Here is a 23,017-nt window from a genome sequence, read left to right on the forward strand (position 1 = left end):
ATGGTGGGTCGTGTGGGATTCGAACCTACGACCAATTGGTTAAAAGCCAACTGCTCTACCAACTGAGCTAACGACCCAAAAATGGTCGGGGTAAGGGGATTCGAACTCCTGACATCCTGCTCCCAAAGCAGGCGCGCTACCGGACTGCGCTATACCCCGGTTTGAAATTGGCTCCGTGACCAGGACTCGAACCTGGGACCCAATGATTAACAGTCATTTGCTCTACCGACTGAGCTATCACGGAACTACACATTTCAATTTACAACTTTGAAGCTTTACTGCGTTCTCTTCAACCCGTTCGCATCGCTGCGTTCGTGTGTCTGAGGCGCGCTATTCTACAATCTTCAGCACCTCTGTCAACCCCCTAAATTGCTTTCAAGTTAATGATTTGCAACTTATTTTGGATTCCTGCTTGGGGAGCGGAAACCCTGGCGGGTGACTTACTGCGGGGCGCACTTTACAAGCCTTTTCCTTTGAGTTCAACAGCCTAACGAAAAAAAGGCCTCACAATGCGAGGCCTTTTCAATTTTGTTGCCGATCTGGATCAGACGAAGACGATTTCGTCGTTTTCCACCACACCATGAGCCGTGTCGCCCGGCATGAATCGACCGGACAGTATCAACTGCGCCAGCGGGTTCTCGATCCAGCGCTGGATAGCGCGCTTGAGCGGCCGTGCGCCATATACCGGGTCGTAACCAACCGCGATCAGCTTATCCATGGCTTCAGGGCTGAGTTCAAGCTTCAGCTCACGCTCGGTCAGGCGGCTGCGCAGACGGCCCAGCTGGATCTCGGTAATGCCGGCGATCTGATCCCGCGCCAACGGCTCGAAGATCACCACTTCGTCGACCCGGTTGATGAACTCCGGCCGGAAGTGGCTGGAAATCGCATCCATCACCGCCGCGCGCTGCGCCTCACGGTCACCGACCAGTTCCTGAATCTGTACCGACCCCAGGTTGGAGGTCATGACAATCACGGTATTCTTGAAGTCCACCGTGCGGCCATGGCTGTCGGTCAGACGACCATCCTCGAGCACTTGCAGCAAGATGTTGAACACATCCGGGTGCGCCTTCTCGACTTCGTCCATGAGGATCACCGAATACGGCTTGCGACGAACGGCCTCGGTCAGGTAACCGCCCTCTTCATACCCCACATAGCCTGGTGGCGCACCGATCAAGCGAGCCACGGAATGTTTCTCCATGAACTCGGACATGTCGATCCGCACCATCGCCTCTTCAGTATCAAAGAGGAATTCGGCCAGGGCCTTGCACAGCTCGGTTTTACCGACACCGGTCGGGCCGAGGAACATGAACGAGCCGCTTGGCCGGTTCGGGTCGGACAACCCGGCGCGGGAACGCCGCACCGCATTGGAAACCGCAACGACCGCTTCTTCCTGGCCGATCACACGCTGGTGCAACAGGCTTTCCATCTTCATCAGTTTTTCGCGCTCGCCTTCGAGCATTTTCGACACTGGAATACCGGTCCACTTCGAAACGACTTCGGCGATCTCTTCCTCAGTCACCTTGCTGCGCAGCAGCTGGTTTTCGGGTTTGCCATGCTGGTCGACCATTTGCAGGCTGCGTTCCAGGTCCGGGATCACCCCGTACTGCAACTCCGCCATGCGGTTCAGGTCGCCTTTGCGGCGGGCCGTTTCCAGCTCCTGACGGGACTGCTCGATTTTCTGCTGGATCTGCGCAGAACCCTGCACTTCGGCTTTTTCCGAGTTCCAGATTTCTTCGAGATCCGAGTACTCACGCTCATGCCTAGCGATTTCTTCCTGCAATTTTTCCAGACGCTTCTTCGCCGCGTCGTCGCTTTCTTTCTTCAGCGCCTGGGATTCCACCTTCAACTGAATCAGGCGACGCTCCAGACGGTCCAGCACTTCCGGCTTGGAGTCGATCTCCATGCGGATGCGGCTGGCGGCTTCATCGATCAGGTCGATGGCCTTGTCCGGCAACTGCCGGTCAGTGATGTAGCGATGGCTGAGCTTGGCCGCGGCAATGATCGCGCCGTCGGTAATCGCCACCTTGTGGTGAACCTCATAACGCTCCTTGAGGCCACGCAGGATGGCGATGGTGTCTTCTTCGCTCGGCTCGTCCACCAGCACTTTCTGGAAACGTCGCTCGAGAGCGGCGTCCTTCTCAATGTATTGGCGGTACTCGTTGAGCGTGGTGGCGCCCACACAGTGCAGCTCACCGCGGGCCAGGGCCGGCTTGAGCATGTTGCCCGCATCCATCGAGCCTTCGCCCTTGCCGGCGCCGACCATGGTGTGCAGCTCGTCGATGAACAGAATGATCTGCCCTTCCTGCTTCGACAGCTCATTGAGCAGGGATTTCAGGCGTTCTTCGAACTCACCGCGATACTTGGCACCGGCGATCAGCGCCCCCATGTCCAGGGACAACAGGCGCTTGCCCTTGAGGCCATCCGGCACTTCGCCATTGATGATGCGCTGGGCCAGGCCTTCGGCGATGGCGGTTTTACCCACGCCAGGCTCACCGATCAGCACCGGGTTGTTCTTGGTACGACGTTGCAGCACCTGGATGGTCCGGCGAATTTCATCGTCACGGCCGATCACCGGGTCGAGCTTGCCGTCTTCGGCGCGCTTGGTCAGGTCGACGGTGTATTTATCCAGCGCCTGACGCGATTCTTCGTGGTTGGCGTCGTTTACCGCTTCGCCGCCACGCAGGTTGTTGATCGCATTTTCCAGGGCTTTCTTGCTCACGCCCTGGCCGAGCAACAGCTTGCCGAGCTTGCTGTTCTCGTCCATGGCGGCGAGCAGCACCAGCTCGCTGGAGATGAACTGGTCGCCCTTCTGCTGGGCCAGACGGTCGGCCTGGTTGAGCAGGCGCGCCAGATCCTGCGACATGTTCACGTCGCCGGTCGGGTTCTGGATTTTCGGTAGCTGGTCGAGCTCTTTGGTCAGCTCTTTACGCAGGCTGTTGACGTCGAAGCCCACCTGCATCAACAGGGGCTTGATCGAACCGCCCTGCTGTTCGAGCAAGGCTTGCATCAAGTGCGCTGGCTCGATGGCCGGATGATCGAGGCCGACTGCCAGGGATTGGGCATCGGACAACGCTAACTGCAATTTGCTGGTTAAACGGTCTATACGCATGGGTCACCTTCCTTTTGAGCAGGCCGGACCTATAAAACATCCTGAATGAAGAAACCTGCCAGATACCACAATAGATGTGGTCGATTCTGGGAGTTTCAAGCGTCGGGACGTTGATGCAGGTCAGGCAAGTCTAGCGGTCGCGCCCTGCCTTACGAATACGTTCCTCTTTGGCGAGTGGCTGTTGTCGTCAGGCAAGGCGCCGCGACGAGTCATAGCCCGCTATGGCGAAGAGCGGCAACGCAGCATGACGGCAACAGACGCCGTCAAAGAGGAACAGTATTCGTGAGACAGGGCGCTACAGCCAGATCAGGGAGGCGAATCGGCCAGTGCGGGGCGCACGGCGGTAAGAAAAGAAGCGAGGATCGGTCACGGTGCAGAAACCGCCACCATAGACAGCCGTTACACCGCGAGCCGCCAGACGCAAACGCGCCAGCATATAGATGTCAGCCATGAACTTGCCGGGGTTTTGACTTGGCACGAAGGCTTCTGCGGCTTGAGGCAGTTGCTGCACGAAGGTTTCGCGCACTTCGGAGCCAACTTCAAACGCTTGTGGACCAATGGCCGGACCGAGCCACACCAATACCTCGGCAGGCGGTACCGCCAGACTGTCGAGCGTAGCTTCCAGCACACCCGCCGCCAACCCGCGCCAACCGGCATGAGCTGCCGCGACGCGAGTACCGGCACGGTCGCAAAACAGCGCAGGCAGGCAATCGGCGGTCATCGCCGCGCAGGCGACGCCCGGCGTTGATGTCCAACTGGCATCGGCAGTGTCCACCCGGCCTGGATTGGCATGGGCTACGACAATCCCGTGGACCTGCTGCAGCCAGGCCGGTTGAATGGAGAAATGATCGGTCAGACGACGGCGATTCTCGGCAACAGCTTCAGGGCTGTCGTCGACGTGATCGCCGAGATTGAGGCTGTCGAACGGCGCCACACTGACGCCGCCCGCACGGGTGGTCACACAGGCTTTGACCCCGGCCGGCGCGGGCCAGTCAGGAATCAGCCAGTCACTCATCCGATGAACGCCTCACGGTCTTGCTTGAGCAGGGTCAGCAACCAGACAAAATCTTCCGGCAATGGCGATTCCCAGCTCATGCGCTGACCGGTGGTCGGATGATCCAGTTCCAGGAAACGCGCATGCAGCGCCTGACGCGGGAAGTTTTTCAGCGACTCGACCATGGTTGGGTTGGCGGCCGGCGGAATACGGAAACGACCGCCATAGGCAGGATCTCCGACCAACGGATAGTTGATGTGCGCCATGTGCACGCGAATCTGGTGCGTACGACCGGTTTCCAGCTTCACCCGCACATGGGTGTGGGAGCGGAAGCGTTCGAGCACGCGGTAATGGCTGACGGCTTGCTTGCCACCCTCCATCACGGCCATGCGCTGGCGTTGCTGGCCGTGACGACCGATCGGCGCGTTGATCTTGCCACCGGCTGTCACCACACCGATCACGATGCACTCGTAGATCCGGCTGACGCTGCGGCTCTGCAACTGTGTAACCAGCTGCGTCTGCGCTTGAATGGTCTTGGCCACCACCATCAGACCGGTGGTGTCCTTGTCCAGGCGATGCACGATACCGGCGCGGGGCACATTGATGATGTCCGGCACATGGTGCAGCAAGGCATTGAGCAAGGTGCCGTCGGCATGACCGGCAGCCGGGTGCACCACCAGACCCGCAGGCTTGTTGATCACCAGGATGTCGTCGTCTTCATAGACGATATCCAGGGCTATGTCTTGAGCGACCCATTCGCCCTGAGCTTCCTGCTCGGCAGTCAGCTCAAGGATGGCGCCGCCGTGGACGATGTCTCGCGGGCGGATAACCGCCCCATCCACAGTCAGGCGGCCGTCTTTGATCCAGGCGGAAAGGCGCGAGCGCGAGTGCTCAGCGAATAATTGTGCGGCGACTTGATCGAGGCGTTGGCCGCCCAATTCGGACGGCACCTCTGCGCGAAGTTCAATTTTATCGGACATGCTCAGACTAGGCGTCGGCACAGCCTTTGGTTTCGGCTGCGCGCTTGTGGTTAAATACGGCGTCTTTTGCCCCGAGGCTATTCAACGGGGCGCTCATCATAACAGGACGGCCACGCCCAAGACAGCGGCCGTCATAGGGACGCAAGCCGCCATGCAAGTGAAACACCTGCTGCTGATCGCCATCCTCGCATTGACCGCTGCTTGCTCATCGAAGGAAGTCGTAGACGAAAACCTCAGTGAAGTCGAGCTGTACCAACAGGCTCAAAATGACCTGGACAACAGTAGCTACACCAGTGCCATCGCCAAGCTGAAGGCTCTGGAATCGCGTTATCCGTTCGGTCGCTATGCCGATCAGGCGCAACTCGAACTCATCTACGCCAACTACAAGAACACCGAGCCAGAAGCGGCCAAGTCCGCTGCGGAACGCTTCATTCGTCTGCACCCACAGCATCCGAACGTCGATTATGCCTACTACCTCAAAGGCCTGACTTCTTTCGACCAGGACGTCGGCCTGCTGGCGCGTTTCCTGCCGCTGGACATGACCAAGCGTGACCCGGGCGCCGCCCGCGACTCCTATAACGAGTTCGCCCAGCTGACCAGCCGCTTCCCGAACAGCCGTTACGCACCGGATGCCAAGCAGCGCATGATCTATCTGCGCAACCTGCTGGCGGCCTACGAAATTCACGTGGCCGACTACTACCTGACCCGTCAGGCCTATGTCGCCGCCGCGAACCGCGGTCGTTACGTGGTGGAAAACTTCCAGGAAACCCCTTCGGTCGGCGACGGCCTGGCGGTGATGACCGAGGCCTACCAGCGCCTGCACCTGGACGAACTGGCTGCCACCAGCCTGGAAACCCTGAAGCTCAACTACCCGAACCACCCGACGCTGGTGGACGGCCAGTTCGTACCGACCGTCGCCGAAGCGGACAACCGTTCGTGGCTGAGCAAGGCGACCCTGGGCCTGATCGAGTCCCGTCCGCCGCTGCCACCAGGCGAAACCCGCGCCAACCAGGACGTACAGAGGCAGTTCCAGGACGCCAAGGACGCCATCCCGAGCGAGCTCAAGCCTAAAGACGACAATGGCGACGCGATCGAAGAAGAAAATCACGAAGCGGAAGGCAACAACAGTGACCGCTCGTGGTTCAGCTACATGACCTTCGGCGTGTTCGACTGACACCCCGGGTTGTGCAAAAAGGGAGACTTTCGAGTCTCCCTTTTTTATTTCAGCGCTTTATTACACTGTGCGCCTGTCAGGTCCTTGGCTAAACTGCCGCTTCATCAATCAAAAAGCAGCTCACCATGCTTCGTTTATTGTTCTGGATTGCCCTGATTGCCGCTGCAGTGTGGTTCTGGCGCAAGTTCAAGGGTCAGGCTTCCACCCCTAGGCCCCCTGCCGAGCGGGACGCGGCGCCCATGGTCCGTTGCGCCCATTGTGGCGTCCACCTGCCCCGCGACCGCGCGCTGAGCCTCGACCAACGTTGGTATTGCAGCCAGGCTCACCTCGAGCAAGACAAGGATTCCAGCGGCCGCTGACACGTCACCCGAAATAGCGGCCGATTAAGGACTATCGCGCGCACCCAAGGAACTGAAAGGTGCAGATCGACGTCTGACACAGATTATTCAAGACCTCTCTCTGCGAATGAACCGGGTAATCGAAAACGTCCTGCACCTGCAGCGCCGCGAGCAAATGTCGCCGCTACGGCTCGAGCTGAAATCACTGGAAATACTCGAAAATGAAGCCCCAGCCCGCCATATCAAGGGCCTGGGGCTTTATCTGTCCGGCCAGCCGGGCGAAAGCATTCTGTCCCGCCTAGACTTCAAGGCACGCCAGGAACGCGGCTGCTTTTGCATGACCTTTGCTCTCGGACGGAACCCACGTTGAACACCAGACCACGACAAAAAGTCTTGATTGTCGATGACGAACCGGACATTCGCGAACTCCTGGAAATCACCCTGGGAAGGATGAAGCTGGAGACGTTCAACGCCCGCAACGTCGGCGAAGCGCAATCCCTGCTCAAACGCGAAACCTTCGATCTATGCCTGACCGACATGCAGTTGCCGGACGGTACTGGCCTGGAGCTGGTGCAGCACATCCAGCAACGCCACCCCCGGGTCCAGGTGGCGATGATCACCGCCTATGACAGTCTCGAAAACGCGATCAATGCGCTCAAGGCCGGGGCATTCGACTTCCTGACCAAACCGGTGGACCTTACGCGTCTGCGTGAGCTGGTCACCAACGCCCTGCTGGTTCCTGCCCGCGGGGTCGGCATCGATCGTCGCTTGCTGGGCGACTCATTGCCCATGCGCAACCTGCGCAAACACATCACCAAACTGGCCGGCAGCCATGCGACGGTATACATCAGCGGCGAGTCCGGCAGCGGCAAGGAGTTGGTCGCGCGCCTGATCCACGATCAAAGCCCTCGCGCCAATCAGCCGTTCATTGCGATCAACTGCGCGGCGATTCCCTCGGAACTGTTGGAGAGCGAGTTTTTCGGCCATCGCAAAGGCAGTTTCAGCGGCGCCATCGAAGACAAGCCCGGCCTGTTCCAGACAGCTCACGGCGGCACCCTGCTGCTCGACGAAGTCGCCGACCTGCCGCTGTCCATGCAAGTCAAATTGCTGCGCGCGATTCAGGAGAAATCCGTACGCTGCGTTGGCGGGCAGCAGGAAGTGGCGGTGGATGTGCGCATTCTCTGCGCCACGCACAAGGACCTTGGTACCGAAGTCGCCGCCGGACGATTTCGTCATGATCTTTACTACCGTTTGAACGTGATCGAACTCCGGGTGCCGCCCTTGCGCGAGCGCCGTGATGACATCGAAATGCTAGCCAGCCACATTCTCAAGCGTCTGGCCGCCGATACCGGTCAACCTGCGGCGAGACTCCACCCCCTAGCCCTCGATGCGCTGAAGAGCTATCGCTTCCCGGGCAATGTGCGGGAACTGGAAAACATGCTCGAACGGGCGCACACCTTATGTGAGAACAAACAGATCGAAGCCGGCGACCTGCGCCTGGCTGAAGGCAACTATGGGGCTGAGGGTGGCGTGCCGGACCTGACCCGGATCGACAATCTGGAAGCCTACCTGGAAAACATCGAACGCCAACTACTGCTCCAGGCCCTGGAGGAAACCCGCTGGAACCGCACGGCGGCGGCTCAGCGGTTGAACCTGTCATTCAGGTCGATGCGCTATAGGCTCAAGAAGTTTGGATTGGATTGAGGCCCTTATCGCGAGCAAGCCGCTCCCACAGGGTCATTGGTGAACACAACAACTGCGAACACCTCAGAACCATTGCAGGAGCGAGCTTGCTCGCGATAGCGACCGTATAAACGACTGCGATCCAGCAGTCAGAGCCGCCCGGCAGGCGCATAAGGCGCCGGATCGATAATCGGCGCACGGCCCAGCATTACATCGGCAAACAGCTGGCATGACGCTGGCGCCAGCACCAGCCCGTTTCGGTAATGTCCGCAGTTGAGCCAGAGCCCATCAAAACCCGGCACCGGACCGATGTAGGGAATGCCCTCGGGTGATCCCGGGCGCAATCCGGCCCAATGCCCCACCACTTCGGCATCGGCCAGCGCCGGGATCAATTCCACCGCGGACGCTTTCAGGCTTTCCAGTGCCGACCCGGTCGGCGTCTTGTCAAAGCCTTCATGCTCCAGCGTACTGCCGATCAGTATGTGTCCGTCGCGCCGGGGAATCGCATAACGGCCCTTGGCCAGGACCATGCTCGGCAGGAAATCCGCCGCACACTTGTAGAGAATCATCTGCCCTTTCACCGGTTCGACCGGCAGCGTCAGATCAAGAAGCTTAAGCAAATCACCGCTCCAGGCCCCCGCCGTCAGGACGACTTGATCGCCCGGAACAGTACCTGTGGAGGTCTGCACGCCGACCACTTTATTGCCCTCGCGAACAAACCCGCTGACTTCGCACTGCTCATGGATCGTCACGTTCGGCAGCGCCAGCAACGCAGCCTTGAGTGACTTCACCAGACGCGGATTACGCACGTTGGCGACGTCGGCCATGTAGATCGCCCGGGAAAAACCGCTGCCCAGCACCGGCACGGCGTCGTGTGCTGCCGAAATATCCACCGCGCTAAGCGGGCGATTTTCCCGGACAGCCCAAGCCAGCGCTTCAGCCTCGTCATCCAGATCCAGCCAGTACAGACCGGTGGTGTGCACTTCAGGATCAACGCCAGTGGCGGCAAACAAGCGCTCGCCCAGCTGTGGATAAAAGTCCTGGGACCAGTGAGCCAACGCGGTGACCGCCGGGCTGTATCGCCACGGGTAAAGCGGCGAAACGATGCCGCCGCCGGCCCAGGATGATTCCTGGCCGACGCTCGAGCGATCCAGCAGCACAACGCTTTGCACTTCGGAGGCGAGATTGAAGGCCGTAAGCAAACCAATCACCCCACCGCCGACAATCACCACTTGCTGTTGCCTGGTCATGTTCTGATCCAATCGTTAAATAGACAGAGGGTACAAAAGGCACCCGAAATAGAAACTCAGCGCCCCCAGCAGTCTTTGCTGGTCAGGCCGGATTTCGCGTTGACCATACCGAGCACACCGGTGTTGGTGATGGTCAGATCACCGCACTTGTCAGTGGCCATGCTCGAGTCAGCCTTGCGCACCGCCGTCAGCAGAAAAGTCTGGTCGGTCAGGGTCGGTGTGATGCTGTAGTAATCATTGCCGGCACTGAGGCCCGTCGCATCGGTGTAGGCATTTTTCTGCGAGTAGAAGCGCTCCAGGAGCTGCGCCTGCTCCGAGAGCAGACCGGCTACTTCTGCGCGACGGCCCTTGTTCAGGTATTCGGTGAAACTCGGGGCAGCAATGGTCATGACAATACCGATGATCGCAATCACGATCATGATTTCGATCAGGGTAAAACCGCGGTTGGAACTACGCATGCCTCAATTCTCACTCACTGTATTTGTCGCCACATGATGCGACGGCTGCCGCCGGATTTTTCCATCCCCGCAGTACCGTCGCCAGTGGAATCGTTCACGGCCCCGCCATTGTCGCTGGCGTCCTGGGTCGAATGTTCCCCGATAAAGATCACGCCATCGGATAGCGTGTCGCTGTTGTCGACCACTCCATCGGCGTTGCTGTCGAGCATCTTAACGCTGATCGCTTCGGGCAGCTTCAGGCAGACGGCCTTCAACCCCTGATTGCCATGGTAAAAACCGTACCAGTTGCCATTGGCCAGACAGGTGGGCCGGTTCAGCGCTGGCGAATCCGCTGATATGGCAGCGTGCGCCGACACCGACAGGTTAAGCGCGACGACGGCACCAAACAGTTGTGGCCATAACCTGACAGGTCGCTCAGTACTTCGCATAGATGCTCTCCACCACACTGCGCGAATGCCCCGCGATGCCGACCGCCGTTACCCGATACAACATCGCCCGGGTATTGATTGGCACATTCACCGCATCTTGGCTGTCACCAATATTTTGCACACCATAAAAGCCGTTGCCCGATGCAATCCAGGTCACTCCGGAAGAAGCGTTGAAACCGGCAGCGGTAATAGTCGAAGACTCGGACGGTGGCGCACATTGAACGGTGCCGCTACAAACAGGTAGCGCATAACTGTCCCGTTGCACTGTACTCTCGCCCACCCGCAATGCGGCTTCGGCATGCTGAAACGACTGGTTGCGCAAGGCGACACTACCGGCCATTTTTTCCTGCAGGGTGGCGCTTTGCATCGATGAAAGGCCAATCAACGTCAGCAAGAGCAAGAACACCAGGCTGACCAATAGGGCCATGCCGCGCTGGGTGTAACACGTCATGGGAGACCGATTCATTGGCACCCTCTCATGGCAAGCGGTTGCGCAGAGCGGCAACCACGTTGAAGGTTTGATCGCTCACGCGGTGATTCGGATCGGTGAGGGTCAGGCTCAGGCGAACGCTACGAATCAGCGCGGGGTTCGGCGGGTTGCTGCTGTAGCGCGAAGCAGCCAGATCAGTGGCCGTGCTGGCCAGGCCGAAGCTCACGTCGAAAGCGCCGACGTTATCCACCAATACCTGGCCTGCTGCGGCCCCGCCCTTCATGAGCAGTTGGTTGTTGTTGAAGCTGTAAATCAGCCGCCGGATCGGAAATGCCAGTTGCCCTGCCACTGGTGTCCGACCTTCACTGTAGGCCGTCGAATTGGTTCTACAATCGGAAAGCACGGTCCAGTCCGGCTTGTCGCCATTGCTGCCGACATCCGCCGTAACCAGCGTCAAACTGCGACTGCCATTGTCCCAACGGATCGGCGTTACACGATTGGCATGGAAATCACCGTTCTTGCTGGAATCAGTGATCCTTTCCAGGCAACCGAACATCCCGACCATGCGAATCTCCTGAATCATTTTGCTCAACACGAAACGTGCGTCCTCCTGCATGTTCGCGGCCGCATTCTGGCTGAGATAGGTGTTCTTGGCCGCGATGAAAACCTGCACCACGCCCAGCACCACGATCAGGCTCAACGCCATGGCGATCAGCAACTCGACCAGGCTAAAACCCCTGCTGCGGCGCCTCACGGAATCACCATCGGATCAATGGCCGCGCGGCTGCTCAGGATGAAGCTGCGTCGCGAATCGGCAGTATTCGCGGCCCGTGAGTCGTCCCAGGTAATAGTGATGGTGTACACCTGCTGGTTAACGGTAACACTGCCCGTCGCGGAGGCTCCGAGTGAACTGACGATGTTGGCGTTGAAATCAAACAGATCCTGATCCCGGGTAACATCCGGATTGCCCGAGGCCGGCGGCGCAATGGTGTAATCCGCTGCGGCGTTGGCGCGAATGCGGTCCATCAGGTCGTAGGCGATAAAACTGGCCTGACTGGTCATGCGCGCACTGTCCGTGTACTTCAGCGCATTGAGCTGAACCGCCGCCGCCCCCAGCAGGCCCACTCCCAGAATGACTAACGCCACCAGGACTTCGACCAGCGTCATGCCCTCCTGCGCGCCTTGCCTCCCTGCCCTCATCCGCAATTTCCACCCAATAGAATTCGTCCGTTCAAACACACCGTCAGCGTCCTGCTTTGTGCGCCCCGCCCATAGCTGATCACCACCTCTGAGGACGGTGATGACAATCCGCCCATACTGTTGAAATCGATGGCAGTGACGTCAGAGGTTAGCGCCAGTGTTGCACCGCCGCTCATCGCCGGAACAACCCGCAATACATTGGCCAAAGCGCCAGTACCGTCGTAAACCGTCAGTTCCCCACTCCAGGCAACCCCACCGGCCGTCGGTCGCACCCGTGTGGCATTGCCCCGCTCGATGGCTTCGAGCCGGGCAAAATTCAGGGCTCGTCGCAGGTCAGCGATTTCAGTATCCGCCCTCGTTGTTTGCATCGAGCGGGTAAACGCCGGGACAGCCAGAGTCAGCAAAATCAGAAGGATCGCGATCGCGACCAGCAACTCGATCAGCGTGAAACCTTTTGTAGGATGATCCATCGGGGCCTTCTGCTTCCTTCGGCTATACCTGCTCTTGCGCAGCACAACATTCGAGCGATGCGGTGCGTTTGCGTTGCCATTTCTCGTGCAGGGATTGCGCGGGCCACAGCACGCCACGGAGGGATATGTCATGCGGCAACAAGGCTTCAGCCTGATCGAACTGCTCATGGGACTGGCAATTACAGGAATTGTTCTGCAGTTGGTCAGCCCGGCGTTCGCAACGCTGATCGAGTCGAACCAAAGACAGCAAGCGGCGCAGGCCCTTTTCAGCAGTATTCGCACCGCCCGGAGCGAAGCCATCGTCCGCAACCAGGCCGTGGTGATTCACGGCATCAATGGCGACTGGAGCCAAGGCTGGCGGATGATTCTGGATATCAGCGGCAAGGGGGAGATGGACAGCGACAATCCACTGCTGGCCGAACGCCAGAGCGGCGCACGCGTGTCGATTGTGGGGAACGATCGGGTCGAAAGCTCCATACGATTCAGAGGTCAGGGCGAGTCACTGTTTGGAGGGACGTTATACATTTGCGCCGTTCGCGAACCGGTAAGCCAACATCAAGTGGTGTTGGCACGGACCGGTCGCGTCAGCCTGCGCAACGACAAGGTTGGGCAGCCGTTATGCGAAAAAAGGAATCAATTCAGAGCAACGAACGAACGCGCAGTTCTTTAGGCATCGAGAACGTGATGTTCTCCTCGCGACCTGCCAATTCATCGGCACCGGTGGCACCCCAGGCCTGCAACTGCTGGATCACGCCGCGCACCAGGACTTCCGGGGCGGATGCGCCAGCGGTGATACCGATACGCTCGACGCCGTCGAACCAGCTCTTTTGCAGGTCTTCGGCACCGTCGATCAGGTAGGCCGGAGTGGACATGCGCTCTGCCAATTCGCGCAAGCGATTGGAGTTCGAGCTGTTCGGACTGCCGACCACCAGCACCACATCACACTCGTCGGCCAGTTGCTTGACCGCGTCCTGACGGTTTTGCGTGGCGTAGCAAATGTCGTCCTTGCGCGGTCCACCGATGGCCGGGAAGCGCGCACGCAGAGCGTCGATAACGCGACTGGTATCGTCCATCGACAATGTGGTCTGGGTCACGAAGGCGAGCGCTTCAGGATTTTTCACCTGCAAAGCCGCGACATCCTTCTCGTCTTCGACCAGGTAGATCGCGCCGCCATTGCCAGCATCGTACTGGCCCATGGTGCCTTCGACTTCCGGGTGACCGGCGTGGCCGATGAGAATGCACTCTCGGCCGTCACGGCTGTAGCGCGCCACTTCGATGTGGACTTTGGTCACCAGCGGGCACGTGGCGTCGAACACTTTCAACCCACGGCCAGCCGCTTCGCTGCGCACGGCCTGGGAAACGCCGTGGGCACTGAAAATCACGATGACGTCGTCCGGCACCTGATCCAGCTCTTCGACGAAGATCGCACCACGGGAGCGCAGGTCTTCGACGACAAATTTGTTGTGGACCACTTCGTGGCGTACATAGATCGGCGGCCCGAAGACTTCCAGGGCGCGGTTGACGATTTCGATCGCCCGGTCCACACCGGCGCAGAAGCCACGGGGGTTGGCGAGTTTGATTTGCATGCTGTGCCTCGTGTCTTGCGCGCGAAAACAATGAAAAACAAACTGTGGGAGCGAGCTTGCTCGCGATGGCGGAGTGTCAGTCAATATCAATATTGAATGTCAGGCACTCATCGCGAGCAAGCTCGCTCCCACAGGGTCCGGTGGCAACAGAAGCTGCCCCGTAATGCCTTACAGCGCTTTGACGGAGATGATCTCTACGTCAAAGGTCAACGTCTTGCCCGCCAGCGGGTGGTTGAAGTCGATGGTCACTTGCGCGTCATCGAACTCTTTGACCACGCCCGGCAGTTCAGTATTGGCCGCATCGTTGAAGATCACCAGCAAACCTGGCGACAGCTCCATGTCCTGGAACTGTGAACGCGGGATGATCTGCACGTTTTGCGGGTTGGGCTGGCCGAAAGCGTTTTCCGGCTCGATGCTCAGCGTGCGCTTGTCACCGGCCTTGAAACCGAACAGCGCCGCTTCGAAACCTGGCAACAGGTTGCCGTCACCGACCTTGAAGGTCGCCGGGGCTTTATCGAAGGTGCTGTCCACCGTGTCGCCGTTCTCCAGGCGCAATGCGAAATGCAAGGTGACTTCCGTGTTCTGGCCGATGCGTTGCTCAGCCAATACCTGTTCAGTCATGAACGGTTTCTCCGGTCTTTTTACTTTTGAACATATCCAGTGCCAGCATGACAGCACCAACCGTGATTGCGCTGTCGGCAAAGTTGAACGCCGGGAAATACCAGCGATTCTGCCAATGCACCAGAATGAAATCGATCACATGGCCCAGGGCAATGCGGTCATACAGATTGCCCAGCGCGCCGCCGAGCACCAGTGCCAGCGCAACCGCCAGCCAGGTCTCGTTGCGCCCCAGACGCTTGAGCCACACCACCAGCACCGCACTGACCACGACAGCGATCAACGCGAACAACCAGCGCTGCCAGCCGGAGCTGTCAGCCAGGAAGCTGAATGCCGCGCCAGTGTTGTAGGCCAGGGTCCAGCTGAAGTAATCGGGGATGATCACGATCTGCTGGTACATCTGGAGCTTGCCTTCGAAGTAGAACTTGCTGGCCTGGTCGATGACCAGGACCAGCAAACTCAACCAGAGCCAGCTCAGCCGTCCGAAACGGCCAACGGCATTAGGCATAGTGACGGACCTCGCCAGCGCCGCTGATGTTGTCGACGCAACGGCCGCAGATTTCCGGATGCTCCGGGTTCACACCGACGTCTTCACGGCAGTGCCAGCAACGAGCGCACTTGGCGTGGCCCGACTTGACGATTTTCAGCTTCAGGCCGCTGACTTCAGTGACCACGGCATCGGCCGGTGCTTGCACCAATGGCGCAACACTGGCGGTCGAAGTGATCAGTACAAAGCGCAGTTCGTTGCTCAACTTGGCCAGGTCGGCGGTGAGCGCGTCTTCGGCGAACAGCGTCACCTCGGCCTGCAGGTTGCCACCGACAGCCTTGGCTGCACGCTGGATTTCCATTTCCTTGTTGACCGCGACCTTGACCGCCATGATCCGGTCCCAGTAAGCGCGATCCAGCTCGATGCCTTCCGGCAGTTCGCTCAGGCCTTCGTACCAGGTGTTGAGCATGACAGACTCGTTACGCTCGCCCGGCAGGTACTGCCACAGTTCGTCGGCGGTGAACGCCAGGATCGGCGCGATCCAGCGCACCAGCGCCTCGGAGATGTGGAAAAGCGCAGTCTGACACGAACGACGAGCCTTGCTGTCGGCTCCAGTGGTGTACTGACGATCCTTGATGATATCGAGGTAGAAGCCGCCCAGTTCCTGCACGCAGAAGTTGTGGATCTTCGAGTACACGTTCCAGAAGCGGTATTCGCCGTAGTGCTCTTGCAGTTCGCGTTGCAACAGCAGGGTACGGTCCACGGCCCAACGGTCCAGAGCCAGCATTTCTTCGGCCGGCAGCAGGTCGGTGGCCGGGTTGAAGCCGGTCAGGTTCGAAAGCAGGAAGCGCGCGGTGTTACGGATACGCCGGTAGGCGTCCGCACTGCGTTGCAGGATCTGCTCGGAAACCGCCATTTCACCCGAATAGTCGGTCGAAGCGACCCACAGACGCATGATGTCGGCACCCAGGGTGTCGTTGACTTTCTGTGGCGCGATCACGTTGCCCAGGGACTTGGACATCTTGCGGCCGGACTCGTCGACCGTGAAGCCGTGAGTGAGCAGTTCGCGATACGGTGCGTGGTTGTCGATGGCGCAACCGGTCAGCAGCGACGAGTGGAACCAGCCACGGTGTTGGTCCGAACCTTCCAGGTACAGGTCGGCGCGCGGGCCGGTTTCGTGACCCATCGGGTGCGAACCGCGCAGAACGTGCCAGTGCGTAGTACCCGAGTCGAACCAGACGTCCAGGGTGTCGCTGATCTTGTCGTACTGCGGCGCTTCATCGCCCAGCAGTTCGGCGGCGTCCAGCTTGAACCAGGCCTCGATGCCTTCGACTTCAACGCGCTTGGCCACGACTTCCATCAGCTCGACGGTACGTGGGTGCAGTTCGCCGCTTTCCTTGTTCAGGAAGAACGGGATCGGCACGCCCCAGTTGCGCTGACGGGAAATGCACCAGTCCGGACGGTTGGCGATCATCGAGTGCAGGCGCGCCTGGCCCCAGGCCGGAACGAACTGGGTGTCTTCGATGGCCTTGAGCGAGCGCTGACGCAGGGTGTCGCCGGTGGTCGGCTGCTTGTCCATGCCGATGAACCACTGCGCGGTGGCGCGATAGATCAGCGGGGTCTTGTGGCGCCAGCAGTGCATGTAGCTGTGTTCGATGACGGTGGTGTGCAGCAGCGCACCGACTTCGGTCAGCTTGTCGACGATGGCCGGGTTGGCCTTCCAGATGAACTGGCCGCCGAAGAACTCCAGCGACGGCACGTAAACGCCGTTGCTTTGTACCGGATTGAGGATGTCATCGTTGACCATGCCGTACTTCTTGCAGGTCACGAAGTCGTCCACGCCGTAGGCCGGAGATGAGTGAACCACGCCGGTGCCGGCGCCCAGTTCAACGTAGTCGGCCAGGTAAACCGGCGACAGACGGTCGTAGAACGGGTGACGGAAGTTGATCAGTTCCAGCGCTTTACCGGTGGTGGTCGCAACGACCGAGCCTTCCAGCGAGTAGCGCGCCAGGCACGACTCGACCAGCTCTTCAGCCAGCACCAGCAGTTTGTCGCCGACGTCGACCAGGGCGTAGTTGAATTCCGGGTGAACGTTCAGCGCCTGGTTGGCCGGGATGGTCCACGGGGTGGTGGTCCAGATCACGATCGAGGCAGGCTTGCCCAGCGACGGCAGACCGAAAGCGGCAGCCAGTTTGGCTTCATCGGCAATCGGGAAGGCCACGTCGATGGTCGAGGACTTCTTGTTTTCGTACTCGACTTCCGCTTCGGCCAGGGCCGAACCACAGTCGAAGCACCAGTTCACAGGCTTCAAGCCCTTGAACACGAAACCGCCCTTGACGATTTCGGCCAAGGCACGGATTTCACCGGCCTCGTTCTTGAAGTCCATGGTCTTGTACGGGTTGGCGAAGTCACCCAGCACACCCAGGCGGATGAACTCGGACTTCTGCCCTTCGATCTGTTCGGTGGCGTAGGCCCGGCACAGTTCGCGGGTCTTGTCCGCGCCCAGGTTCTTGCCGTGGGTCACTTCGACCTTGTGCTCGATCGGCAGGCCGTGGCAGTCCCAGCCCGGAACATAAGGCGCGTCGAAGCCCGACAGGGTCTTCGAGCGGATGATCATGTCCTTGAGAATCTTGTTCAGCGCATGACCGATGTGAATCGAGCCGTTGGCGTACGGAGGGCCGTCGTGCAATACGAACTTCGGACGATCCTTGCCAATCTCGCGCAACTTTCCGTACAGGCCAATACTGTCCCAGCGCTGCAGGATCTGCGGTTCGCGCTGTGGCAGGCCGGCCTTCATTGGGAAGGCGGTGTCCGGAAGGTTTAGCGTGGCTTTATAGTCGGTCATTTAAGGCTCTTCATTAGCGATGGGCGCTAGGTGCGGCTAGTGCACGGGCGGCGGCGACATCCGCGTTGATCGCCGTTTTCAACGCCTCCAGAGAGGCGAAACGCTGCTCTTCACGCAGCTTGTGGTGGAAAACCACCGTTAAACGCCGGTCATACAGATCGCCGGCAAAATCTAAAAGATGTATTTCGAGGTGGGCCTTGCCATCACCTTGTACCGTTGGCCGCACGCCGATATTGGCGACGCCTGGCCAGGTCTTGCCGTCGATGTCGACGTTGACCAGGTAAACCCCGGAAAGCGGAACGCGACGGCGCTTGAGTTGTATGTTGGCCGTGGGCGTACCCAACTGGCGAGCCAGCTTCTGGCCGTGGAGTACCCGCCCGGTAATCTGGAACGGCCGACCCAGCAGTCGCTCGGCCAAGGCAAAATCAGCTGCGGCCAGGGCATTGCGGACCTGAGTGCTGCTGACGCGAAGACCATCCAGCTCAACGGTTTGCGCCGCCTCGACGGTAAAACCCTGAACGATGCCGGCCTGTTGCAGGAAATCGAAATCTCCCGCGCGGTCACAGCCGAAACGGAAGTCATCCCCGACCTCCAGGTGCTGGACGCCAAGACCATCGACCAGAATGGTATCGACGAACTCACTGGCACTGAGCTTGCTCAGGCGCTGGTTGAAAGCCAGGCACAGAACACGGTCGACGCCTTCGGCAGCCAGCAATTGCAGCTTGTCCCGCAGGCGGGCCAGACGGGCCGGCGCGGTGTCCGGAGCGAAGAACTCTCGCGGTTGCGGCTCGAAAATCACCACGCAGCTGGGTACGCCCAACTCGAGCGCACGCTCACGCAGTCGCGCCAGGATAGCCTGGTGGCCGCGGTGTACACCGTCAAAGTTGCCAATAGTGGCGACACAGCCCCGATGCCGGGGGCGCAGATTGTGGAGGCCTCGAACCAGCTGCATAACGCGCTTCTTGCTCATAAAGTGGTCGATTATAACCACACCCGGCGGCCGACGACAGGCAACACCGTAACCCAAAGTGATCGAGCCGACAAAACCGCCGGCTCGCCCGTGTTTATCAAGGCCAGAACCTCAGCCCAGCGCCTTGCGATTGAAGTCGCGCAAACGGAAGCCCATCAACACTAACATGCCGAAATAAGCCACCACACCGGCAACGACCAAGGCACCCAGACGCAGGAAACGCTCAAGCATCTGCCCCTCGCCCCACGCCGGCATGAAATGCATCCCTGCCAGCAACACGCCAGACATCACCGCTACCGCAACCACCAGCTTGAAGCCGAACTTTGCCCAGCCCGGTTGCGGCTGGTACATCTGCTGTTTACGCAGCTGATAGAAGAGCAGCCCTGCATTGAGGCAGGCGCCGGCGCTGATGGCGAGCGCCAGGCCCGCGTGAGCCAGCGGACCGATCAGCAACAGGTTGAACAACTGAGTGACGACCAACGTGAAAATTGCGATTTTTACCGGCGTGCGAATGTTTTGTTGCGCATAAAAGCCCGGCGCGAGCACTTTGATCACGATAATTCCGAGCAAACCGACGGAATAGGCGATCAACGCGCGCTGAGTCATGGCCGCATCATGGGCATCAAACTGGCCGTACTGGAACAGCGAAACCGTCAACGGTTCGGCCAGAATCCCCAGCGCGAAGGCGCAAGGCAATACCAGCACGAAGCATAGACGCAGGCCCCAATCGAGGATGCGCGAGTATTCGTGGCGATCCTTGCTGGCGTAAGTCCTGGCCAGAGTCGGCAGCAGAATCGTCCCCAGCGCCACGCCCAACACGCCGGATGGCAACTCCATCAAACGGTCGGCGTAGTACATCCAGGACACGGAACCCGCGACCAGGAACGAAGCGAAAATCGTATTGATGATCAGCGAGATCTGGCTCACCGACACCCCGAGAATCGCCGGCAACATCTGCTTCATCACCCGCCAGACGCCGCTGTCGCGCAGGTTCAGGCGCGGCAACACCAGCATGCCGATCTTTTTCAGGTGCGGTAGCTGATAGAGCAACTGTGCCAGGCCACCCACCAGTACCGCCCAACCGAGCGCCATTACGGGCGGATCGAAGTACGGTGTCAGGAACAACGCAAAAATAATCATGCTGACATTGAGCAGCGTCGGCACGAATGCCGGGACCGAAAAACGGTTCCAGGTGTTGAGGATCGCACCCGCCAGCGACGACAGGGAAATCAGCAATATGTAAGGAAAGGTCACCCGCAACAGACTCGTGGTCAGCTCGAACTTCTCGGGCGTATCGATGAAACCCGGCGCGGTCACCCAGATGACCCACGGGGCGGCAATCATGCCCAATGCCGTGACGAGTGCCAGCACCAGCGTCAGCAAGCCGGAAACATAGGCAATGAAGGTTCGCGTCGCCTCATCCCCTTTCTGACTTTTATATTCGGCAAGAATCGGTACGAATGCCTGGGAAAACGCCCCTTCGGCGAAAATCCGCCGCAACAGATTGGGCAGTTTGAAGGCGATGAAGAAGGCGTCGGTCGCCATTCCCGCGCCGAATGCACGTGCAATTAGGGTGTCACGAACAAATCCCAAAACCCGGGAAAGCATCGTGATAGAGCTGACGGCGGCCAACGATTTGAGCAGATTCATTGAAAGAGTTTGTGCCTGTCGATAAACAGCAGGCGAACTACGCGCCCACTTATGCGATACTCCGCGCCGCAACAGCACAGAGCCAAAGCTCGCGAGTTTACAGGTCGCACGCTGGAAAGAAATATCCAGAGGTGTAGCACCTACCACTTAGCGGAACGTCTCAACCGCCCTTGACAAGACCTCAACTCATCGGCATGATTCGCGGCCTATTTTGTTTGCTATTTCCTAAAAAGTCTTTCGAGGAGCTCGACGGTGGCCAACTCACCTTCCGCCAAAAAACGTGCAAAACAGGCTGAGAAGCGTCGCAGCCACAACGCCAGCCTGCGTTCCATGGTTCGTACCTACATCAAGAATGTAGTTAAGGCCATCGACGCAAAAGACGCTGCCAAAGCTCAAGCTGCTTACGTTCTGGCTGTGCCAGTTATCGACCGTATGGCCGATAAAGGCATCATCCACAAGAACAAGGCCGCTCGTCATAAGAGCCGCCTGAATGGCCACGTGAAGGCCCTGAACGTTGCCGCTGCTGCCTAAGCGACTCGTTCATTAAAAAACCGACCTCAGGGTCGGTTTTTTATTGCCTGCGATTTGTTGAACGCAGCACAAAAAAATGTGGGAGCGGGCTTGCTCGCGAAGAGGGAGTGTCAGTAGACGCACATGTCATCTGATACACCGCATTCGCGAGCAAGCCCGCTCCCACATTTCGTTTTGCGTTAAGTTACTGAGCGTGCGCCCACGGCAAAATCGGAATCGCCGTCACCGCATTCTGCGGACTACCCTCGATCAGGCGATCGCTGTACACCAGATACACCAGCGTATTGCGTTTTTTGTCGAGGAAGCGCACCACCTGCATGGTCTTGAACACCAGGGACGTGCGCTCCTTGAACACCTCGTCACCATCCTTGAGCTCGCCCTTGAAGCTGATCGGTCCGACCTGCCGGCAAGCGATAGACGCTTCGGCACGGTCCTCGGCCAAACCAAGACCACCCTTCACCCCGCCGGTCTTGGCGCGCGACAGATAGCAGGTCACGCCGTCGACCTTGGGATCATCAAAGGCCTCGACCACGATCCGGTCATTCGGCCCGACGAACTTGAACACCGTCGACACCTGACCGATCTCTTCGGACGACGCCAGCAGCGGCATCGCCAACAGCAATCCCAACAATCCTTTTGCCACGCGCATTCAGGTATTCCTTCAGACCAGGATCAGGTTATCGCGGTGAACCAGCTCCGGTTCCGCCATGTAACCCAACAGACCGACAATCGCCTCAGACGACTGACCGATGATTTTTTGCGCCTCCAGCGCACTGTAGTTGGCCAGGCCACGGGCAATCTCGCGACCGTCCGGCGCCACGCAAACCACCATCTCGCCGCGACGGAAGCTGCCCTGCACCAATTTGACCCCAACCGGCAGCAAGCTCTTGTTGCCCTGAGACAACGCAGTCACCGCACCCGCATCCAGCACCAGGGTGCCACGGGTTTGCAGATGACCGGCCAGCCACTGCTTGCGCGCCGCCAACATACCGCGCTCCGGCGACAGCAGGGTGCCGATGCGCTCGCCCGCCTTGAGGCGATCCAGCACACGCTCAAGCCGCCCGCCAACGATGATGGTGTGAGCACCGGAACGGGCCGCCAGACGCGCAGCACGCAATTTGGTCTGCATACCACCACGCCCCAGCGCACCACCGGTGCCTCCCGCCACCGCGTCGAGCGCCGGATCATCGGCGCGCGCCTCGTAAATCAGCTGGGCATCCGGATTGTTGCGCGGATCAGCATCGAACATGCCGTCGCGATCCGTCAGGATCACCAGCAAGTCCGCCTCGACCAGGTTCGCCACCAGCGCCGCCAGGGTGTCGTTGTCGCCAAAACGGATTTCGTCGGTGACCACGGTGTCATTCTCGTTGATCACCGGGATAACCTTCAGCTCGACCAGCGCACGCAAGGTGCTGCGGGCATTCAGGTAGCGCTTGCGGTCGGACAAGTCGTCGTGAGTCAGGAGAATCTGCGCGGTATGCCGGCCATGCTTGGCAAAGCTCGACTCCCAGGCCTGCACCAACCCCATCTGGCCGATTGCGGCGGCAGCCTGAAGTTCGTGCATCGCACTGGGTCGCGAGGTCCAGCCCAAACGGCTCATACCGGCTGCCACCGCACCGGAGGACACCAGCACCAGCTCGACACCCGCCTCATGCAAGGCCACCATCTGCTCAACCCAGACACCCATTGCCGCGCGATCCAGGCCTTTGCCGTCCGCCGTCAGCAAAGCGCTGCCGATCTTCACGACCCAACGCTGCGCACCTGTCACCTTGCTCCGCATCATCTTCAACCTTAGCTTGAGGGCAGCGCGACCCAG

Annotated in this window: 23 protein-coding genes, 3 tRNA genes and 1 pseudogene; 6 read left to right on the forward strand and 21 right to left on the reverse strand. The window is 59.5% G+C overall.

Annotation, left to right across the window (positions count from 1 at the left end; genetic code table 11):
• Position 1: 1 nt before the first annotated feature.
• The 6 genes from AC1RP7_RS21245 to rluD form a co-directional block, all read right to left on the reverse strand.
• A tRNA-Lys gene (locus AC1RP7_RS21245) sits at positions 2 to 77 on the reverse strand.
• Positions 78 to 82: 5 nt separating this feature from the next.
• Positions 83 to 159: transfer RNA gene (locus tag AC1RP7_RS21250), tRNA-Pro, on the reverse strand.
• Positions 160 to 168: 9 nt separating this feature from the next.
• Positions 169 to 244, reverse strand: a tRNA-Asn gene (locus tag AC1RP7_RS21255).
• A 300-nt stretch (positions 245 to 544) separates the two neighbouring features.
• Positions 545 to 3,109 carry an ATP-dependent chaperone ClpB gene (gene clpB, locus AC1RP7_RS21260; protein WP_493183187.1) on the reverse strand — a complete coding sequence of 855 codons (2,565 nt, stop codon included), beginning with the start codon at positions 3,107 to 3,109 and terminating at the stop codon, positions 545 to 547.
• 295 nt (positions 3,110 to 3,404) lie between these two features.
• Positions 3,405 to 4,124 carry a peptidoglycan editing factor PgeF gene (gene pgeF, locus AC1RP7_RS21265; protein ID WP_057713252.1) on the reverse strand — a complete coding sequence of 240 codons (720 nt, stop codon included), beginning with the start codon at positions 4,122 to 4,124 and terminating at the stop codon, positions 3,405 to 3,407.
• A complete protein-coding gene (gene rluD / locus AC1RP7_RS21270) occupies positions 4,121 to 5,083 on the reverse strand; it encodes a 23S rRNA pseudouridine(1911/1915/1917) synthase RluD (protein WP_008052092.1) in 963 nt (320 codons plus the stop codon). The genes pgeF and rluD overlap by 4 nt, the downstream gene beginning before the upstream one ends.
• Before the next feature lie 151 nt (positions 5,084 to 5,234).
• On the opposite strand from rluD, the gene AC1RP7_RS21275 reads away from it, so the two are divergent.
• From AC1RP7_RS21275 to AC1RP7_RS21290, 4 genes and pseudogenes are all read left to right on the forward strand, one after another.
• Positions 5,235 to 6,257: an outer membrane protein assembly factor BamD gene (locus tag AC1RP7_RS21275; RefSeq protein WP_057713251.1), complete on the forward strand. Its 1,023-nt coding sequence runs from the start codon at positions 5,235 to 5,237 to the stop codon at positions 6,255 to 6,257.
• A gap of 125 nt (positions 6,258 to 6,382) precedes the next feature.
• Positions 6,383 to 6,616, forward strand: coding sequence for a PP0621 family protein (locus tag AC1RP7_RS21280; protein ID WP_057713250.1), 234 nt, complete (start codon positions 6,383 to 6,385; stop codon positions 6,614 to 6,616).
• Between the two features lie 31 nt (positions 6,617 to 6,647).
• A pseudogene (locus tag AC1RP7_RS21285) lies at positions 6,648 to 6,965 on the forward strand (hypothetical protein); the annotation flags it as partial.
• The gene (locus tag AC1RP7_RS21290) at positions 6,962 to 8,299 is read left to right on the forward strand and encodes a sigma-54-dependent transcriptional regulator (protein ID WP_057713248.1); all 1,338 of its coding nucleotides are present in this window, start codon (positions 6,962 to 6,964) and stop codon (positions 8,297 to 8,299) included. The pseudogene AC1RP7_RS21285 and the gene AC1RP7_RS21290, both read left to right, overlap by 4 nt.
• A 128-nt stretch (positions 8,300 to 8,427) precedes the next feature.
• On the opposite strand, the gene thiO is transcribed toward AC1RP7_RS21290, so the two are convergent.
• Genes thiO through AC1RP7_RS21325 form a run of 7 tightly spaced genes read right to left on the reverse strand, consistent with a single transcriptional unit; the run spans position 8,428 to position 12,514 of the window.
• Entirely contained in the window at positions 8,428 to 9,528 is a 1,101-nt protein-coding gene (gene thiO / locus AC1RP7_RS21295) for a glycine oxidase ThiO (protein ID WP_090451471.1), read from the reverse strand.
• A 56-nt stretch (positions 9,529 to 9,584) separates the two neighbouring features.
• Positions 9,585 to 9,986 carry a type IV pilin protein gene (locus AC1RP7_RS21300; RefSeq protein WP_150813481.1) on the reverse strand — a complete coding sequence of 134 codons (402 nt, stop codon included), beginning with the start codon at positions 9,984 to 9,986 and terminating at the stop codon, positions 9,585 to 9,587.
• A 14-nt stretch (positions 9,987 to 10,000) separates the two neighbouring features.
• Positions 10,001 to 10,414: a hypothetical protein gene (locus AC1RP7_RS21305; RefSeq protein ID WP_489846013.1), complete on the reverse strand. Its 414-nt coding sequence runs from the start codon at positions 10,412 to 10,414 to the stop codon at positions 10,001 to 10,003.
• The gene (locus tag AC1RP7_RS21310) at positions 10,401 to 10,880 is read right to left on the reverse strand and encodes a pilus assembly PilX family protein (RefSeq protein ID WP_493183184.1); all 480 of its coding nucleotides are present in this window, start codon (positions 10,878 to 10,880) and stop codon (positions 10,401 to 10,403) included. Before AC1RP7_RS21310 ends, AC1RP7_RS21305 begins: the two co-directional genes overlap by 14 nt.
• A gap of 10 nt (positions 10,881 to 10,890) precedes the next feature.
• Positions 10,891 to 11,598 (reverse strand): PilW family protein, encoded by a 708-nt coding sequence (locus tag AC1RP7_RS21315; protein WP_489339250.1) that lies wholly within the window; start codon positions 11,596 to 11,598, stop codon positions 10,891 to 10,893.
• Positions 11,595 to 12,044 carry a type IV pilus modification protein PilV gene (pilV, locus tag AC1RP7_RS21320; protein WP_489339251.1) on the reverse strand — a complete coding sequence of 150 codons (450 nt, stop codon included), beginning with the start codon at positions 12,042 to 12,044 and terminating at the stop codon, positions 11,595 to 11,597. Before pilV ends, AC1RP7_RS21315 begins: the two co-directional genes overlap by 4 nt.
• On the reverse strand, positions 12,041 to 12,514 hold the full coding sequence (locus AC1RP7_RS21325; RefSeq protein WP_493183182.1) for a GspH/FimT family pseudopilin: 474 nt from the start codon (positions 12,512 to 12,514) through the stop codon (positions 12,041 to 12,043). Before AC1RP7_RS21325 ends, pilV begins: the two co-directional genes overlap by 4 nt.
• Positions 12,515 to 12,644: 130 nt before the next feature.
• Here AC1RP7_RS21325 and AC1RP7_RS21330 point away from each other — a divergent pair, with 130 nt between their 5' ends.
• Positions 12,645 to 13,184 (forward strand): GspH/FimT family pseudopilin, encoded by a 540-nt coding sequence (locus AC1RP7_RS21330; RefSeq protein WP_493183180.1) that lies wholly within the window; start codon positions 12,645 to 12,647, stop codon positions 13,182 to 13,184.
• On the opposite strand, the gene ispH is transcribed toward AC1RP7_RS21330, so the two are convergent.
• The 6 genes from ispH to murJ form a co-directional block, all read right to left on the reverse strand.
• Entirely contained in the window at positions 13,153 to 14,100 is a 948-nt protein-coding gene (gene ispH / locus AC1RP7_RS21335) for a 4-hydroxy-3-methylbut-2-enyl diphosphate reductase (protein ID WP_090451485.1), read from the reverse strand. The two genes, AC1RP7_RS21330 and ispH, sit on opposite strands and share 32 nt — an antisense overlap.
• Before the next feature lie 168 nt (positions 14,101 to 14,268).
• Complete coding sequence (fkpB, locus tag AC1RP7_RS21340) at positions 14,269 to 14,706, reverse strand: FKBP-type peptidyl-prolyl cis-trans isomerase (RefSeq protein ID WP_172435403.1); 438 nt, start codon at positions 14,704 to 14,706, stop codon at positions 14,269 to 14,271.
• A gap of 7 nt (positions 14,707 to 14,713) precedes the next feature.
• A complete protein-coding gene (gene lspA / locus AC1RP7_RS21345) occupies positions 14,714 to 15,226 on the reverse strand; it encodes a signal peptidase II (protein ID WP_007970932.1) in 513 nt (170 codons plus the stop codon).
• Positions 15,219 to 18,050 carry an isoleucine--tRNA ligase gene (gene ileS, locus AC1RP7_RS21350; protein WP_407516353.1) on the reverse strand — a complete coding sequence of 944 codons (2,832 nt, stop codon included), beginning with the start codon at positions 18,048 to 18,050 and terminating at the stop codon, positions 15,219 to 15,221. Before ileS ends, lspA begins: the two co-directional genes overlap by 8 nt.
• A 13-nt stretch (positions 18,051 to 18,063) precedes the next feature.
• On the reverse strand, positions 18,064 to 19,002 hold the full coding sequence (ribF, locus tag AC1RP7_RS21355; RefSeq protein ID WP_057713237.1) for a bifunctional riboflavin kinase/FAD synthetase: 939 nt from the start codon (positions 19,000 to 19,002) through the stop codon (positions 18,064 to 18,066).
• A 129-nt stretch (positions 19,003 to 19,131) separates the two neighbouring features.
• Positions 19,132 to 20,670: a murein biosynthesis integral membrane protein MurJ gene (murJ, locus tag AC1RP7_RS21360; RefSeq protein WP_493183178.1), complete on the reverse strand. Its 1,539-nt coding sequence runs from the start codon at positions 20,668 to 20,670 to the stop codon at positions 19,132 to 19,134.
• 252 nt (positions 20,671 to 20,922) lie between these two features.
• On the opposite strand from murJ, the gene rpsT reads away from it, so the two are divergent.
• Positions 20,923 to 21,201, forward strand: a complete 279-nt coding sequence (gene rpsT / locus AC1RP7_RS21365) for a 30S ribosomal protein S20 (RefSeq protein WP_007970922.1) — start codon at positions 20,923 to 20,925, stop codon at positions 21,199 to 21,201.
• Positions 21,202 to 21,385: 184 nt separating this feature from the next.
• On the opposite strand, the gene AC1RP7_RS21370 is transcribed toward rpsT, so the two are convergent.
• Entirely contained in the window at positions 21,386 to 21,850 is a 465-nt protein-coding gene (locus AC1RP7_RS21370; protein WP_493183176.1) for a CreA family protein, read from the reverse strand.
• Positions 21,851 to 21,862: 12 nt separating this feature from the next.
• Complete coding sequence (proB, locus tag AC1RP7_RS21375; RefSeq protein WP_057713234.1) at positions 21,863 to 22,981, reverse strand: glutamate 5-kinase; 1,119 nt, start codon at positions 22,979 to 22,981, stop codon at positions 21,863 to 21,865.
• Between the last annotated feature and the right edge of the window lie 36 nt (positions 22,982 to 23,017).

The sequence above is a fragment of the Pseudomonas sp. GW822-FHT01E03 genome (assembly GCF_058802985.1).

Coding starts and splice junctions, on each gene's coding strand:
- clpB (WP_493183187.1), bottom strand. CDS start 3,109: ATGCGTATAGACCGTTTAACCAGCAAATTGCAGTTAGCGTTGTCCGAT.
- pgeF (WP_057713252.1), bottom strand. CDS start 4,124: ATGAGTGACTGGCTGATTCCTGACTGGCCCGCGCCGGCCGGGGTCAAA.
- rluD (WP_008052092.1), bottom strand. CDS start 5,083: ATGTCCGATAAAATTGAACTTCGCGCAGAGGTGCCGTCCGAATTGGGC.
- AC1RP7_RS21275 (WP_057713251.1), top strand. CDS start 5,235: ATGCAAGTGAAACACCTGCTGCTGATCGCCATCCTCGCATTGACCGCT.
- AC1RP7_RS21280 (WP_057713250.1), top strand. CDS start 6,383: ATGCTTCGTTTATTGTTCTGGATTGCCCTGATTGCCGCTGCAGTGTGG.
- thiO (WP_090451471.1), bottom strand. CDS start 9,528: ATGACCAGGCAACAGCAAGTGGTGATTGTCGGCGGTGGGGTGATTGGT.
- AC1RP7_RS21300 (WP_150813481.1), bottom strand. CDS start 9,986: ATGCGTAGTTCCAACCGCGGTTTTACCCTGATCGAAATCATGATCGTG.
- AC1RP7_RS21305 (WP_489846013.1), bottom strand. CDS start 10,414: ATGCGAAGTACTGAGCGACCTGTCAGGTTATGGCCACAACTGTTTGGT.
- AC1RP7_RS21310 (WP_493183184.1), bottom strand. CDS start 10,880: ATGAATCGGTCTCCCATGACGTGTTACACCCAGCGCGGCATGGCCCTA.
- pilV (WP_489339251.1), bottom strand. CDS start 12,044: ATGAGGGCAGGGAGGCAAGGCGCGCAGGAGGGCATGACGCTGGTCGAA.
- AC1RP7_RS21325 (WP_493183182.1), bottom strand. CDS start 12,514: ATGGATCATCCTACAAAAGGTTTCACGCTGATCGAGTTGCTGGTCGCG.
- AC1RP7_RS21330 (WP_493183180.1), top strand. CDS start 12,645: ATGCGGCAACAAGGCTTCAGCCTGATCGAACTGCTCATGGGACTGGCA.
- ispH (WP_090451485.1), bottom strand. CDS start 14,100: ATGCAAATCAAACTCGCCAACCCCCGTGGCTTCTGCGCCGGTGTGGAC.
- lspA (WP_007970932.1), bottom strand. CDS start 15,226: ATGCCTAATGCCGTTGGCCGTTTCGGACGGCTGAGCTGGCTCTGGTTG.
- ileS (WP_407516353.1), bottom strand. CDS start 18,050: ATGACCGACTATAAAGCCACGCTAAACCTTCCGGACACCGCCTTCCCA.
- ribF (WP_057713237.1), bottom strand. CDS start 19,002: ATGCAGCTGGTTCGAGGCCTCCACAATCTGCGCCCCCGGCATCGGGGC.
- murJ (WP_493183178.1), bottom strand. CDS start 20,670: ATGAATCTGCTCAAATCGTTGGCCGCCGTCAGCTCTATCACGATGCTT.
- AC1RP7_RS21370 (WP_493183176.1), bottom strand. CDS start 21,850: ATGCGCGTGGCAAAAGGATTGTTGGGATTGCTGTTGGCGATGCCGCTG.
- proB (WP_057713234.1), bottom strand. CDS start 22,981: ATGCGGAGCAAGGTGACAGGTGCGCAGCGTTGGGTCGTGAAGATCGGC.